Origin of the sequence: Paracoccus methylovorus, from assembly GCF_016919705.1 — a bacterium.
In the GTDB taxonomy this organism is placed as follows: domain Bacteria; phylum Pseudomonadota; class Alphaproteobacteria; order Rhodobacterales; family Rhodobacteraceae; genus Paracoccus; species Paracoccus methylovorus.
Genome location: NZ_CP070371.1, coordinates 205,056 through 219,776, shown reverse-complemented (window position 1 = coordinate 219,776; position 14,721 = coordinate 205,056). Strand labels below are relative to the sequence as shown.

Annotated in this window: 13 protein-coding genes and 1 pseudogene; 6 read left to right on the top strand and 8 right to left on the bottom strand. The window is 62.7% G+C overall.

What is annotated here, in order from left to right; genetic code table 11:
• Window positions 1–10 precede the first annotated feature (10 nt).
• From JWJ88_RS14230 to JWJ88_RS14210, 5 genes and pseudogenes are all read right to left on the bottom strand, one after another.
• Window positions 11–277 (bottom strand): hypothetical protein, encoded by a 267-nt coding sequence (locus JWJ88_RS14230; RefSeq protein ID WP_205296447.1) that lies wholly within the window; start codon window positions 275–277, stop codon window positions 11–13.
• 35 nt (window positions 278–312) lie between these two features.
• A pseudogene (gene folE2, locus JWJ88_RS14225) lies at window positions 313–1,242 on the bottom strand (GTP cyclohydrolase FolE2); the annotation flags it as partial.
• Window positions 1,243–1,363: 121 nt separating this feature from the next.
• Window positions 1,364–2,545 (bottom strand): O-succinylhomoserine sulfhydrylase, encoded by a 1,182-nt coding sequence (gene metZ / locus JWJ88_RS14220; RefSeq protein WP_205296445.1) that lies wholly within the window; start codon window positions 2,543–2,545, stop codon window positions 1,364–1,366.
• A gap of 68 nt (window positions 2,546–2,613) precedes the next feature.
• Window positions 2,614–3,219, bottom strand: coding sequence for an inner membrane-spanning protein YciB (locus tag JWJ88_RS14215; protein ID WP_205296444.1), 606 nt, complete (start codon window positions 3,217–3,219; stop codon window positions 2,614–2,616).
• Window positions 3,220–3,300: 81 nt separating this feature from the next.
• The gene (locus JWJ88_RS14210) at window positions 3,301–4,344 is read right to left on the bottom strand and encodes a DUF1223 domain-containing protein (protein WP_240200329.1); all 1,044 of its coding nucleotides are present in this window, start codon (window positions 4,342–4,344) and stop codon (window positions 3,301–3,303) included.
• Window positions 4,345–4,647: 303 nt separating this feature from the next.
• Here JWJ88_RS14210 and acnA point away from each other — a divergent pair, with 303 nt between their 5' ends.
• A complete protein-coding gene (gene acnA / locus JWJ88_RS14205) occupies window positions 4,648–7,404 on the top strand; it encodes an aconitate hydratase AcnA (RefSeq protein WP_205296442.1) in 2,757 nt (918 codons plus the stop codon).
• Between the two features lie 158 nt (window positions 7,405–7,562).
• Here the strand turns inward: acnA and JWJ88_RS14200 are convergent, their stop codons facing one another.
• Window positions 7,563–8,171 (bottom strand): hypothetical protein, encoded by a 609-nt coding sequence (locus JWJ88_RS14200; protein WP_205296441.1) that lies wholly within the window; start codon window positions 8,169–8,171, stop codon window positions 7,563–7,565.
• Between the two features lie 213 nt (window positions 8,172–8,384).
• Window positions 8,385–9,005, bottom strand: coding sequence for a 30S ribosomal protein S4 (rpsD, locus tag JWJ88_RS14195; protein ID WP_205296440.1), 621 nt, complete (start codon window positions 9,003–9,005; stop codon window positions 8,385–8,387).
• Between the two features lie 200 nt (window positions 9,006–9,205).
• Here rpsD and JWJ88_RS14190 point away from each other — a divergent pair, with 200 nt between their 5' ends.
• The 5 genes from JWJ88_RS14190 (at window position 9,206) to JWJ88_RS14170 (ending at window position 13,064) form a co-directional block, all read left to right on the top strand.
• Window positions 9,206–9,577 carry a HesB/IscA family protein gene (locus JWJ88_RS14190; protein WP_205296439.1) on the top strand — a complete coding sequence of 124 codons (372 nt, stop codon included), beginning with the start codon at window positions 9,206–9,208 and terminating at the stop codon, window positions 9,575–9,577.
• A 102-nt stretch (window positions 9,578–9,679) separates the two neighbouring features.
• On the top strand, window positions 9,680–10,423 hold the full coding sequence (tpiA, locus tag JWJ88_RS14185; protein WP_205296438.1) for a triose-phosphate isomerase: 744 nt from the start codon (window positions 9,680–9,682) through the stop codon (window positions 10,421–10,423).
• Between the two features lie 131 nt (window positions 10,424–10,554).
• Window positions 10,555–11,604 (top strand): methionine ABC transporter ATP-binding protein, encoded by a 1,050-nt coding sequence (locus JWJ88_RS14180; protein WP_205296437.1) that lies wholly within the window; start codon window positions 10,555–10,557, stop codon window positions 11,602–11,604.
• On the top strand, window positions 11,594–12,268 hold the full coding sequence (locus JWJ88_RS14175; RefSeq protein WP_205296436.1) for a methionine ABC transporter permease: 675 nt from the start codon (window positions 11,594–11,596) through the stop codon (window positions 12,266–12,268). The genes JWJ88_RS14180 and JWJ88_RS14175 overlap by 11 nt, the downstream gene beginning before the upstream one ends.
• A 16-nt stretch (window positions 12,269–12,284) precedes the next feature.
• A complete protein-coding gene (locus JWJ88_RS14170) occupies window positions 12,285–13,064 on the top strand; it encodes a MetQ/NlpA family ABC transporter substrate-binding protein (protein ID WP_407673928.1) in 780 nt (259 codons plus the stop codon).
• Between the two features lie 73 nt (window positions 13,065–13,137).
• Here JWJ88_RS14170 and JWJ88_RS14165 read toward each other — a convergent pair whose 3' ends face one another.
• Window positions 13,138–14,640: an acetyl-CoA hydrolase/transferase family protein gene (locus tag JWJ88_RS14165; protein WP_205296434.1), complete on the bottom strand. Its 1,503-nt coding sequence runs from the start codon at window positions 14,638–14,640 to the stop codon at window positions 13,138–13,140.
• Window positions 14,641–14,721 lie beyond the last annotated feature (81 nt).

Below are 14,721 nucleotides of genomic sequence, written 5' to 3'. Positions count from 1 at the left end.
CTCATTTCGTTCACAGGCCATTTACCAACACGAAGAGCCCCAAAAAAACGAGAAAGCCAAGTGCCAAAAAAACCGCGCCGACCGCATATAGCCGGATGCGTTCGCGGCGATTTCTTGGGTGAAACCAATCCAGAAACCCCTGACCGTCGAACACCGGATTGGCATACAGCATCCCGAACGCCAGAGGACCGGACACCCGCCCCTCTGCCAGCCGCCTTGCTTGCCATTCTGGATAGCGATGGCCCAGACAAAGCCACATTGCCGCCAGCCGGGCCATCAGGAAACAGACCATTCCGCAGCAGAGCCAGAGCATCACGCCCGAAGGCCGGCGAAAATCGCGGGATCCAGACTGGCTTGTGCGAAAGTCTCGCCCTGGGTCAGCACGCTGACCGCATCATGCGAATGCAACGATTCCTGATGGCTGGCGACGACACGGAAATCGCCGATCCGGGGCTCGGCCATCAGTCCGGCGGCAAAGGCGCGCACCGCGTCCTCGACAAAGATCGGGTTGGCGGCGTTGAGTTCGGCGAATGCCTGCTCGTCCTCGCGCTTGACCATGACCTGCGTTTCGGTCGCGACAGCCCGCCGGCACAGCGCCACCATATCCTCGAACCACAGCGTATCGCCCTGCATCACCGCCGAGATCCGGGCCACCGACCGCTGGGAATGCGGCGTCGCCAACTGGCCGCGCATCTGCCGGGCATGCTCGGCAAGTTCCAGCGAACACGGGCAGGTCGAACTGTAGACATAGTCGAAATGCATGATCCGCAGCCGCTGGCCGGCGCGTTCCGCAAGCTCCAGCGCGATATCGTAATATTGCCAGCCCGACAGCCCCGAGCGCAGCGATTCGACCCGCATCGGATAGCTGAGCCGCATCAGGATACGGGCGTCGAAGCTGTCCAGATCGGATTTGTAATCCTCCAGCGCCGCCTCCAGCACGCCCATCGAGAACTGCTTTTCGGCATGGGCATAGAACGAGCGCATGATCCGGCTCATGTTGATGCCCTTACGGTCGGCCTCAAGACTGACCGTGCCGGTGACCGAGGTCTCCAGCACGATCTCGCCCCCCTCCTGCGTCTGGTAGCGGATCGGCAGGCGAAAGTTCGAGATGCCGACATGCTGGATCGGCGCGCGGGCGCCCACGATCAGGCTGGCCGGGCCGTTCTGCAGGTCCGGCAGGCTGGCCTTATAGCTGTCATCCACCCGGAAATCGGCCGGGTATTCGCGCTTGAGCGCCGGATAGGCGCGATCGGTGGCGACGGGGCGGGCCTCGGTCATGGTCGTCTCCCTGGCGGTCGGCAACAATCTGGGAACTCGGGACCCAAAAGGAAAGGGGCGCCCGGAAAGTTCCGGGCTTTCATCATCAGCCCAGCGACTGGCGGATGTCGGCGATCAGGTCCCCAGCGTCCTCAAGCCCGATGGACAGGCGCAAAAGACCGGGCGTGATGCCAAGCTCAAGGCGCACCTCTTCGGACAGACGCTGGTGCGTCGTGGTGGTGGGATGGGTGACGATGGATTTCGCGTCGCCCAGATTGTTCGAGATCTGAATGATCCGCATCCGGTTCATTGCCGCAAAAGCCGCCTCTTTGCTGCCAAGGTCGATGGCGACCATGGTGCCCCCCGCGCCCATCTGGCGTTGCACCAGTTCATATTGCGGGTGGTCGGGCAGGCCGGGATAGATCACGCGCCCGATCCTGGGCTCTTCTTTCAAAGCCACGGCGACCCGATGCGCGCTGTCGGTCTGGGCGCGCACACGCAGCTCCATCGTCGCCAATCCGCTGAGCATCAGCCAGGCGTTGAAGGGGCTGATCGCGCCGCCGGTATGCTTCAGATAGGGTTCGGCCACCTCGCGCACGAATTCGCGAGTGCCGCAGATCACCCCGCCCAGACAGCGGCCCGAGCCGTCGATATGCTTGGTTGCGGAATAGACCACCACATCGGCGCCCTGCTCTACCGCGCGGGAATAGACCGGGGTGGCAAAGACGTTGTCCACGACGACCAGCGCGCCAGCCGCATGAGCCAATTCGGAAACGCCGGCGATATCCACCACCTCCAGCGCCGGGTTCGAGACCGACTCGAAAAACACCGCGCGGGTCGTCGGCCGGATCGCGGCGCGCCACTGATCCAGATCGGTGCCGTCGACATAGCTGACCTCGACCCCGAATCGGGTCAGGACATCCAGCACATACAGGCAGGATCCGAACAGCGCCCGCGACGACACGATATGATCGCCCGGCTTGACAAAGCACATCAGCGCGCCATTGACCGCCGCCATGCCGCTGGCGGTGGCGAATGCGTCCTCGGTCCCCTCCAGATCGGCCATCCGATCCTCGAACATGCGCGAGGTCGGGTTGCCATAGCGGGCATAGATGAATTCATCCGCGCCGGTTTTCAGAAAGCGGGCTTCGGCCTGTTCGGCACTGTCATAGGAAAAGCCCTGGGTCATGAACAGGGCCTCGGCCATCTCGCCATATTGGCTGCGGCGGATGCCGTGATGGACCGCGCGCGTGCGCGGATGCAGAGGCGGGTTCGACTCCTGGGACATGGTTCGCTCCTGATGGTCAGGAAATCCGGTTACCCCCGCCGGACTTGCCTTGCAAGAGTGCAGGCGGGCTATTCACCATCCCGAGGCTGGGCGTGACGCTCGAACAGGCGGGAATTCCCGATGAAGAAAATCACCATGATCGCCGGCAGGCCGAAGGTCTTGAAGTTCACCCAAGCCGTCTCGGACATCAGCCGCCAGACCGCTTCGTTCATGACGGCAAGCCCCAGAAACAGCAGTGCCATGCGCAGGGTCAGGATGCGCCAGCCTTCCGCATTCATCGGTAAGGCCTCGGACAGGACCAGTTCCAGCCAGTTGCGGCGCAGAACAAGGCTGATGCCCAGAAGCGCGGCGAAGATCAGGTAGATCAGCGTGGGCTTCATCTTGAAGAACTTCGGATCGTTCAGCCAGATCGACAGCCCGCCAAAGACCACCACCAGCACCAGCGTGGCCACCTGCATGGGCGAAAGCCTGCCCGTCAGCCGCCAAAGCGCCAGCGTGCTCAGCGCCAAGACGGGCACGAACACCAGCGTAGCCAGTATAAAGCCGGAATAATCACGGCCCGCGAGGCTGACCGTATGGTCGCGAAACCGCATGAAGACCAGAAAAAACAGGACCAGAGGGCCCAGTTCCAATGCGGCCTTGAGCGATGGTTTGATCTTGCGCGGTTCGGTCAAGGCGAGCTCCTGTTTGCGGCGATAGTCGGCGGCTGTGGCGGGGTTTTGCCCCGGTCACGGCCCCGGCGCAAGCGGCGGACCTCAGTCAAGCAGGACCGCGGCCAGAATAGGACCGCTGGCCGAGCGCCGATCGCCCCGTCCCAACTCCTGCGCCAGAATGGCGTGGCGGGTATCTTCTGGAAAATCGGCGCTGTTCTGCGTGTCGCTTCGGACCGTCATGCGCAGGGGGGTGCGACCGTCCCATTCGGCGATCCGTTCAACCCCAAGCACCACGTTGCGATATTCCAGCGCGATACCACGATTTTCACCGGCCTTAATCGCCACATCCCGTCGCGGCGCATAGCGCACCAGAATGATCGCCACCCTGTCGGCAACGGCGCCGCGCGGAGTCAGTTCGATGCGATAACCGTCTTTGTCCTGACTGGAGGAAACCATGACCGGCGCGGGCCGCGACATCTGGGTTTGCAACAGCCCCACCAGTTCCGCCGGACGCAGCGCGATCAGCGTCTCGGTGCCGCCGACGACGATCTGCGGCGTATAGATCGCCCGTTCACCGGCTTCATGCGCGTAAGCCTGCTGGCGACGGGTGAATTCGGGACGGGCGAATTCATCGGCCCAGCCAAGGTAATCCCAGTAATCGACGTGCCAGGACAGGGCCAGCACGTCCTCTCGGTCGGCAAGATCGGCCAGCAACTCGTCGGCCGGCGGGCAGGACGAGCAGCCTTGCGAGGTGAAAAGCTCGACCACGACCGGGGGGTGGCCGACCGGCCCCATCATGCGCGTGCGGGGTTGCACCTCGGCGAATGAGACCATGCCGGACGAGGCCAACGCATCGCTGTCGACAATCGGCGGCATCCCCTCGGCCGGGACACCCAATGCACCCTCGGGCGCCTCGATCAGGCCGATGATGCCGTCGTCCTCCTCTTCTTCGAAAAAGGGCGGCGGGAAAGCCGGCGCGGGATCGGTGGCGTCGCCAGTGGGCGCAGCCGCCGATTCCGGTGCGGCGGTCGCTGCCGCGGCCGGAGTGTCGGACGATCCGGCGGGGACATCCTGCGCCCATATCGGTGGGGCAAATCCGCTCAGCAGCACCCACAGGGCGCAGGTCAGGGCCGACACGACCGTCATTTTCCGCCCCTGCCCCTGGGCCGTCGTCTTGATGCGCCTTGCTGCCATATTGTCTATTTTCCCGGCCCTTCCGATGCGCAACAGCTAAACCGGCCGATGCAGGAACGACAAATCAATGCTTTGTTAGCACGGCGTTCCCGGCACGTGACCGTGATGCAAAACCCACATCTTGCCGCCATGCCAAAAATTTGGCATACAATGGCATACAAAGTCCGCCGCACCCCTTGAACCCCATCCGGAAAAGGGGCAAATGGCGGGTAGCACCGCCATTCAGCCACCTTTCAAGGATAGGGAGCCGAGCCTATGCCCATCGAAACAGGAACCGATACCGCAAAGACGCGCCGCCAGCTTCAGGTGGGTTCTCGCAGCTATGCCTATTACTCGATCGACGCCGCGACCCAAGCAGGTCTGGGCGATTTCTCGAAACTGCCAGCCTCGTTGAAGGTCGTGCTGGAAAACCTGCTGCGCTATGAGGATGGCGGCCGCACGGTCAGCACCGACGACATCAAGGCCTTCGCCGAATGGGCGCAAAAAGGCGGCCAGAATCCGCGCGAGATCGCCTATCGCCCGGCCCGCGTGCTGATGCAGGACTTTACCGGCGTTCCGGCGGTTGTCGATCTGGCCGCGATGCGCGACGGCATCAAAGCGCTTGGCGGCGATGCGCAAAAGATCAACCCGCTGAACCCGGTCGATCTGGTCATCGACCACTCGGTGATGATCGACGATTTCGGCAACCCCCGCGCCTTCCAGCGCAACGTCGAGCTGGAATATGAACGCAACATGGAGCGTTATACCTTCCTGAAATGGGGGCAAAAGGCGTTCAACAACTTCCGCGTCGTGCCGCCCGGCACCGGCATCTGCCACCAGGTGAACCTGGAATACCTGGCGCAGACCGTTTGGACTGACACCGATCAGCAGGGCGAGAACGTCGCCTATCCCGACACGCTGGTCGGCACCGACAGCCACACGACCATGGTCAACGGCCTTGCCGTGCTGGGCTGGGGCGTCGGCGGGATCGAGGCCGAGGCCGCGATGCTGGGCCAACCCGTGTCGATGCTGATCCCGGAAGTCGTCGGCTTCAAGCTGACCGGCCGGATGATGGAAGGCACCACCGCCACCGACCTGGTGCTGAAGGTCGTCCAGATGCTGCGCAAAAAGGGCGTCGTCGGCAAGTTCGTCGAATTCTATGGCGAAGGGCTTGACCATCTGCCGCTGGCGGACCGCGCGACCATCGCCAACATGGCGCCCGAATATGGCGCGACCTGCGGCTTTTTCCCCATCGACAACGAAACGCTGCGTTACCTGCGCAATACCGGCCGCGACGAGGACCGTATCGCACTGGTCGAAACCTATGCCAAAGAAAACGGTTTCTGGCGCAGCGCGGATTACGAGCCGATTTATACCGACACGCTGCATCTGGACATGAGCGACATCGTTCCTGCGATCTCGGGCCCGAAACGGCCGCAGGACTACACGCCGCTGAACCTTGCCGCCCGCGCTTTCTACAAGACCGTCTCGGAATATCGCGGCATCGACGTTTCGGTCGCCGCCAACGAGATGGTGGACGAAGGCGGCACGAATTTTGCCCCGGCCAATGACGTGCGCAAGACCGTGGCGGTCGAGGGCAAGGACTATACCGTCCGCGACGGTTCGGTGGTGATCGCCGCGATTACGTCGTGCACCAACACCTCAAACCCCTATGTGATGATCGGCGCCGGTCTGGTGGCCCGCAAGGCGCGTGCGCTTGGCCTGACCCGCAAGCCCTGGGTCAAGACCTCGCTGGCACCTGGCTCGCAGGTCGTGGCCGAATATCTGAACGCCGCCGGCCTGCAAGAAGATCTGGATGCGATCGGCTTCAACCTCGTCGGGTTCGGCTGCACGACCTGCATCGGCAACTCGGGGCCGCTGGGCGATCCGGCGATCTCTAAGGCGATCAACGACAACGATCTGGTGGCAACCGCCGTGCTGTCGGGCAACCGCAACTTCGAAGGTCGCATCTCGCCAGACGTGCGGGCGAACTACCTGGCCTCGCCGCCGCTGGTCGTAGCCTATGCCATCGCTGGCGACGTGAACATCAACCTGACCAAGGACCCGATCGGGCAGACGCCCGAGGGCAAGGATGTCTATCTCAAGGACATCTGGCCGACCACCCAAGAGGTGGCGGAGCTGGTCGAGGCCACGGTCACACGCGAAGCCTTCCAGAGGAAATACGCCGACGTGTTCAAGGGCGACGAGCGCTGGCAGGCCGTCGAGATCACCGACAGCGAGACCTATGACTGGCCGCCGACCTCGACCTATATCCAGAACCCGCCCTATTTCCGCGGCATGTCCAAGGATCCGGGACAGATCACCAATATCCAGGGCGCGCGCATTCTGGCGGTCCTTGGCGACATGATCACCACCGACCACATCTCGCCCGCGGGTTCGTTCAAGCCCACCACTCCGGCCGGAAAATATCTGACCGAGCGTCAGGTCGCGCCCAAGGACTTCAACAGCTATGGCTCGCGCCGCGGCAACCATGAGGTCATGATGCGCGGCACCTTCGCCAATATCCGCATCAAGAACGAGATGCTGGACGCAGTCGAGGGCGGCTATACCAAGGGGCCGGATGGCGAGCAGACCTCGATCTTCGACGCCTCCATGGCCTATCAGGAGCAGGGCACGCCGCTGGTGGTGTTCGGCGGTGTCGAATATGGCGCGGGCTCGTCGCGTGACTGGGCTGCCAAGGGCACCAACCTTCTGGGCGTCAAGGCGGTCATTGCCGAAAGCTTCGAGCGTATTCACCGCTCGAACCTGGTCGGCATGGGTGTGATCCCCTTCGAGTTCACCAATGGCGAAAACCGCAAGTCGCTGAACCTGAAAGGCGACGAGGTGATCTCGATCGAGGGGCTGGAGGGTGCGTTCAAGCCGCTGTCGCTGGTGCCCTGCACCATCCGCTATGCCGATGGCAGCGAAAGAACGATCCAGTTGAAAGCTCGCGTCGATACCGAAGTCGAGATCGAGTATCTCGAAAACGGCGGCGTGCTGCATTACGTGCTGCGCAATCTGGCGAAGGCCTGATCCGTTTATATGGGCTGAATGGGCCGTCCCTTTGGGGGCGGCCTTTTTGCTTTATGACCTGTGTTGCCATGGGTATTTGGGCAACGAAGAAGCCCGGTTGGTGAATTGGAGTTTGGGGCTGCAGACAAGATCGGCAGGCTTTTCGGGAGAGCCCAGGGTTATTCCTCGGCGCAATACCACACGGCGCCGCCTGCCGCGGCCGTACCGATCACCAGCGAACCGACCGCTACCGGCGACGAAGCGATGCCCATGGCTGCCGCGCCCGCCGTTTCAAGCGTGCCGACCATCTGCCCCGAGGTTGCAGCCAGAATCGTGGCACCGGGTCGCTGTGTCACCGCGTCATAGCCGGCAACCGCCAGCGCATTGGTATTGCGGAAGGCCGCCTGACGCGTCGAGTTGACCCGCTCGCACAAGGTCTTGCGGCAAAGCGCATTCCCTTTTCGCGCACCCTTTCTTGCGCCGACATAGGTGTCGGTTTCCTTGTCCCAGAGCAGGCAATAGCTGCCGTCATCATCCATGTCGTTGCGGCGCAGGATCTCGCGCAGCGTGACATAGCCCGGGCAGGAAATCCGCCCCCAGGCGGAGAAATTCTTTTCAAGCCGACCGGTGTTTTCATGAAACTCGGCATCGCGGACATAATTGATTTCGGTCGGCTCGCCCGCGACCGAAGTCTCGCAAGTCCAAAGCCGCTCGTCCTTGGCGGGTTTTTCCTGCGCCGTCGCGGGCAAGGCGAGAATCACTGCCACCAGAACCGCTATCGGACGCATCGCACTCTCCTTCGAATCCGTCGCCATGAATCCGAAATCCCGGTCGAGGTTGCAATCCGCGACCATGGGAGTTCGACGCAATGTGATCGGGAAGGTGACGATTGCGGCACATGCGAATGCCATGCGGTTTGCCGATGAAAACAAGATCGGAAAACCGCCAAGAAAAAGGCCGCCCCCGAAAGGACGGCCTGAAACCTTGCGACCCTGAAAGGATCAGTTTTTCGCGTAGAATTCGACGACCAGGTTCGGTTCCATCTGCACGGCATAAGGGACATCGCCCAGAGCCGGCGTGCGCACGAAGTTTGCGGTCATCTTGTTGTGATCGACTTCCAGATAGTCCGGTACGTCACGCTCGGCCAAGCCGACCGATTCCAGCACGATGGCCAGTTGACGCGACCGTTCGCGGATCGAGATCACGTCGCCTTCCTTGACGCGATAGGATGCGATGTTCACGCGCTTGCCGTTCACCTCGATATGGCCGTGGTTCACGAACTGACGGGCCGCAAAGATGGTCGGCACGAATTTGGCGCGATAGATCACGGCGTCCAGGCGACGCTCCAGCAGGCCGATCAGGTTTTCACCGGTATCGCCCTTGACACGCTCGGCCTCGGCATAGATGCGGCGGAACTGCTTTTCGGTCAGATCGCCGTAATAGCCCTTGAGTTTTTGCTTGGCGCGCAGCTGGGTGCCGAAGTCCGACATCTTGCCTTTACGGCGCTGGCCGTGCTGGCCCGGACCGTATTCACGGCGGTTCAGCGGCGACTTGGCGCGGCCCCAGATGTTTTCGCCCATGCGGCGGTCGATTTTATACTTGGCAGCGGTGCGTTTGGTCATCGCTGTTCTCCTTCGTGTGTTATGTTCGTCGAAGGGCGTTGTCCTTTGGCAAAAGCCCGACAGGATTCCCCTTGCGGGGTCCACCAACACCAATGAAGCGGCGCTTATAACCGCGATGGGGCCGGTGTCAAGCGCCCGAAGCCCTTGAGTGGCAGCGCCGATGCCCCTAAATGTAAGACGACCAACCGAAAAGGCCCGAGATGTTTTCGATCCCCGGCAAATCCCCCGTGACCATCACTCTGGCAGCCGAGCGCCAGATCGCCCGCCTGATGGCGCAGAAATCCGGCAGTGGGTTGCGCATCGGCCTGAAAAAGGGCGGTTGCGCAGGCATGGAATACACCATGGAAATGGCTGACGCCCCCACCCCCGGCGACGAGGTGGTCGAGCAGGGCGAGGCGCGGGTTCTGATCGCACCCACCGCGCAGATGTTCCTGTTCGGAACCGAAATCGACTATGAATCGGGGTTGCTGGAATCCGGCTTCAAGTTCCGCAATCCGAATGTCACCGACAGTTGCGGCTGCGGCGAATCGATCAGTTTCGCCGCTTTAGAGGGGTCGCGGGCAAAAGCCTGAGCCTTTTTGCCGCAAGTTAGCGCCCACATGGCTTCGCCAGCCTTGATTGCCCCGGACCTCCGGCCTAATCCCCTAGCAGATCAAGAAAAGGGAGAGAGGCAGATGGCCCCGCGCAAACTCGCCGCCGGCAACTGGAAGATGAACGGAACCCTCGCATCACTGGCAGAGATCGACCAACTGCTGTCCGATCACCTCGCCCCGGGCTGCGACGTGCTGATCTGCCCGCCGGCCACGCTGGTCCATGCGCTGGCGGCGCGCACGCAGGGCAAGATCGCCGTCGGTGGCCAGGACTGCCATGCCAAGACATCGGGCGCCCATACCGGCGACATCGCAGCCGCCCAACTGCAGGACGCCGGCGCAAGCCATGCGATCCTTGGCCACTCCGAACGCCGTACCGATCATGCCGAAACCGACGAACAGGTCCGCGGTAAGGCCGTCGCCGCGCATGAAGCCGGCCTCGTCGCGGTGATCTGCGTTGGCGAAACCGAGGCGCAACGCGACGCCGGCCAGACGCTCGACGTGATTTCGGCCCAACTGGCGGGTTCGGTGCCCGATTGCGCCACGGCAGCCAATACGGTGATCGCCTATGAACCGGTCTGGGCCATCGGCACCGGTCGCACGCCCACCAACGACCAGATCGCAGAAGTGCATGCCCTGATGCGTGACCGCCTGTCGGCACGCTTTGACGACGGCGCCGACATCGCCTTGCTTTACGGCGGCTCGGTTAAACCGGGCAATGCGGCCGAGATCTTTGCCATCCCCCATGTGAATGGCGCGCTGGTGGGCGGCGCCAGCCTCAAGGCTCAGGACTTCGGACCAATCATCGCCGCGCTTGCCGTAACGTAATTGCTGCGACAGGAACCCCATTCTCTCCCGCCCGCCGGGAATGGAACGGCATTGCTGCCTGCAAGCCTTGCCGCCTCTTGCAAAGCCCCCCTGCCCGGGCATAGGTCTCGGCTGACATTCGGGACGGGACAATGGCAGAGCCGGCAATCTCATTTCAGGGCGTAACGCGCCGCTATCCGCAAAAGGGCGGGGCGGGCGATGTGGTGGCGCTGCACGACATCTGGCTGGACGTGCCGCAAGGCGCGATCACCGGCATCATCGGCCGTTCCGGCGCCGGTAAATCGACGCTGCTGCGTCTGGTGAACGGGCTTGAGCGGCCAAGCTCGGGCAAGGTGATCGTGAACGAGCGCGACGTGGGCGCGGCCTCGGACGCAGGGCTGCGCCGGATCCGGCGCGAAGTCGGCATGATCTTTCAGCACTTCAACCTGCTGGCCAGCCGCACCGTGGCCGAAAACATTGCCCTGCCGCTGGAAATCGCCGGCGAAGAAGGTGCCAGGATCGCCCCCCGCATCGATGAGCTGATCGAGCGTGTGGGGCTGGGCGCACAACGCAACCGTTATCCGGCCGAGCTCTCTGGCGGCCAGAAGCAGCGCGTCGGCATCGCCCGGGCGCTCGCGACCGGCCCGCGCGTGCTTTTGTCGGATGAGGCGACATCGGCGCTTGACCCCGACACCACGCGGCAGGTGCTGGCGCTGTTGCAGGACATCAACCGCGAGCTGGGCCTGACCATCCTGCTGATTACCCATGAAATGGCGGTGGTGCGCGACATATGCTCGCAAGTGGCGGTGATCGAGGGCGGTCGCATCGTCGAGGCCGGCGAAACCTATGAGGTCTTCTCGAAACCCGCGCATTCCACCACCCGATCTTTCCTGACCGGGGTGACCGGAGTTGCGGTACCGCAATTCGTCGCCCATCGCATGCAGGACGCGCCCCAATCACCCACGGCCGAGGCGGTGGTGCAGGTCACCTTCATCGGCGGGCATGCCACCGACCCGATGCTGGCCCGACTGACCTCGGAACGCGGGGTCAGCGTCAACATCCTGGCCGGCGCCATCGAAGAGATCGGCGACAAGCCTTTCGGCAGCCTGATCGTCGCGCTGCCCGTCGCGCGGCTGGAGGAATCGCGGCGTTTCCTGGAAGAACACGGGCTTCTGACAGAGGTGCTTGGCCATGTCGGCTAACCTGATCCCGATCCTGTGGCACGCGACCTTGCAGACGCTTTACATGGTAGCCATGTCCACCCTGATCGGCACGCTGATCGGCGGGCCGCTGGGCATCTTCCTTGCCACATCGCGACGGGGCGAGCTTCTGTCGGCCCCGGTGCTGAACACAACCCTCGGCCTGATCGTGAATGCGGCGCGCTCGACCCCCTTCATCATCCTGGTGGTGGCGATCATCCCTTTCACGCGCATGATCGCCGGCACTTCGATCGGCACCACCGCCGCCATCGTGCCGCTGACCATCGCAAGCGCCCCCTTCATCGCCCGCCTGATCGAAACCGCCATCCGCGAGGTCGACGCCGGATTGATCGAGGCCGCCCGCGCCATGGGCGCCACCCCCGGCCAGATCGTGCGCAAGGTGCTGATCCCCGAGGCGATGCCCGGCATCATCCTGGGCCTGACCCTCGCGGTGGTCAGCCTGATCGGCTATTCCGCCATGGTCGGCGCGGTCGGAGGCGAGGGGCTGGGCGATCTGGGCATCCGCTACGGCTATCAGCGCTTCATGCCCGAAGTCATGCTTGCCGTGGTCGTCATCCTCATCGTGCTGGTGCAACTGGTGCAATCGGCCGGGGAATGGATTGCCACCCGTTTCGACAAACGCGCGCCCCGCAATCGGGGCCGATAATCTGAAAGGACACATGATGCGCAAACTCAGCTTGGCACTTGCCTCGGCTCTCGGCCTGGCCGCCACCATGGCCGTGGCCGAAGACATCAAGGTCGGCGTCTCGCCGGGCGAACACGGCGAAATCATGGAAGAGGTCGCCAAGGTCGCCAAGGACAAGGGCCTGAACATCGACATCATCGAGTTCACGGATTACGTCGTGCCGAATCAGGCGCTGGCCGACGCTGACCTGCAGGCCAACAGCTTCCAGCACCAGCCCTATCTGGACAACCAGATCAAGGACCGCGGCTTCGATCTCGTCGCCATCGCCAAGACCATCACCACCCCGATGGGCGTGTATTCCGAAAAGCTGAAATCGCTGGACGAACTGCCCGAAGGCGCCAAGGTCGCGATCCCCAACGACCCGACCAACGGCGGCCGCGCTCTGCTGATCCTGCAGGATCAGGGCGTGATCACGCTGGCGGACGGCACCGGCCTGACCCCCTCGCCGCTCGACGTGACCGAAAACCCCAAGAACCTCAGGTTCCTGGAACTCGACGCCGCCCAGCTTCCCCGCGCGCTGGCCGATGCCGATATCGCCATCATCAACACCAATTACGCACTCGATGCCGGTCTGAACCCGCATGAGGACGCCATTGCCATGGAAAAGGCCGACAGCCCCTATGCCAATATCATCGTGGTGCGCAAAGGCGACGAAGACGCCGCATGGGCCAAGCAACTGGTCGAAGCCTATCACGACCCGGCGGTAAAACAGTTCATCGAAGAGAAATACCAAGGCGCCGTCATCCCGGCCTGGTGATCTTCTTCGTTGTTCAAATACCCAAGAACAGCGCCCTAATAAAAACGCCCCGCAACCGATGCGGGGCGTTTCCTCATTCCGACTTCATGCTGCCGGTGCGGCGCAGGCGGTCGTGCCAGCTCAGCGCCTCTTCGATCAGATGCGGCGTATGACCACCCCGCGCCAGCGCCCGGCTGTGATAATCCTCCATCGCATCACGCCATTCAGGCGCCACGCAATTTTGCAAGACCACACGCGCCCGCTCGCGCGGGGCAAGACCGCGCAGATCGGCCAGTCCTTGCTCGGTCACCAGAATATCCACGTCGTGTTCGGTATGGTCGACATGCGAAACCATCGGCACAACCGAGGACACATTTCCCCCCTTGGCCGTGGATTTGGTGACGAAAACCGACAGATAGGCATTTCTCGCGAAATCGCCCGAGCCGCCGATACCGTTCATCATCTGTGTGCCCATCACATGGGTCGAGTTCACGTTGCCGTAAAGGTCGAATTCCAGCGCCGTGTTGATGCAGATCAGCCCCAGCCGCCGGACGACCTCGGGGTGGTTGGAAATCTCTTGCGGGCGCAGCACCAGCTTGGGCTTGAACTCGGCAAAACGCCCCATGACGTCGCGGTATTTCGCCTCCGAAAGCGTGATCGAGGAACCCGAGGCAAAGACCATCTTGCCGGCATCCATCAGGTCGAAGGTCGAATCCTGCAAGACCTCGCTATACATGGTCAGGTCATGGAACGGGCTGTCGATAAAGCCGTGCAGAACCGCGTTGGCGATAGTGCCGATCCCGGCCTGCAATGGGTGCAGGTGACTGGGCAGCCGGGAATGCTGCACCTCGTTCTTCAGGAATTCGGTCAGGTGCCCGGCAATGGCGCGGGTCTCGGCGTCCGGGTCGTGGATGGTCGAGGACGAGTCCAGCTTGGTCGAGATCACGATGGCCGCGATCCGCTCGGGCGGGACGGGGATAAAGGGAAAACCGACGCGGCTTTCGGGCGTCACCACCGGAACAGGCGTGCGCGTCGGCCGATAGGTCGGAATATAGATGTCGTGCAGCCCTTCCAACGCCTCGGATTGGCTCAGATTGATCTCGACGATCACCTTCTCGGCCAACAGCGCGAAACTGGCCGAGTTACCGACCGAAGTGGTGGGGATGATACCGCCCGTCTCGGTGATCGCCACTGCCTCGACAATGGCGATGTCCACCGGGGGCAGTTGGCAGGTGCGCAACTGTTCGACCGTCTCGGACAGATGCTGGTCGATATACATCACCTCGCCCGCATTGATGGCGCGGCGCAGCACCGGATCGGACATGAAAGGAATGCGGCGCGACAGCACCTTCGCCTCGGCCAGCGTCTTGTCGAGGTCGTTACCGAGCGACGCCCCCGTCATCAACGTGACTTTCAAGGGTTCGCGCCGGGCGCGCTCGGCCAGCGCCATGGGCACGGCCTTTGCCTCGCCCGAACGGGTAAAGCCGCTCATGCCCAGCACCATCCCGTCACGGATCAAACTCGCCGCCTGATCAGCACTGACCACGCGATCACGCAGGGCCTTGTGACGGATACGGTTAAGATAATCCTGGGTCATGAAGCCTCCCCTCTAAATGCGGCACAAGCATTAGAGATCTCAAGCAAAATTGACAAATCAACCCAGCTATGCAGGCAAGGA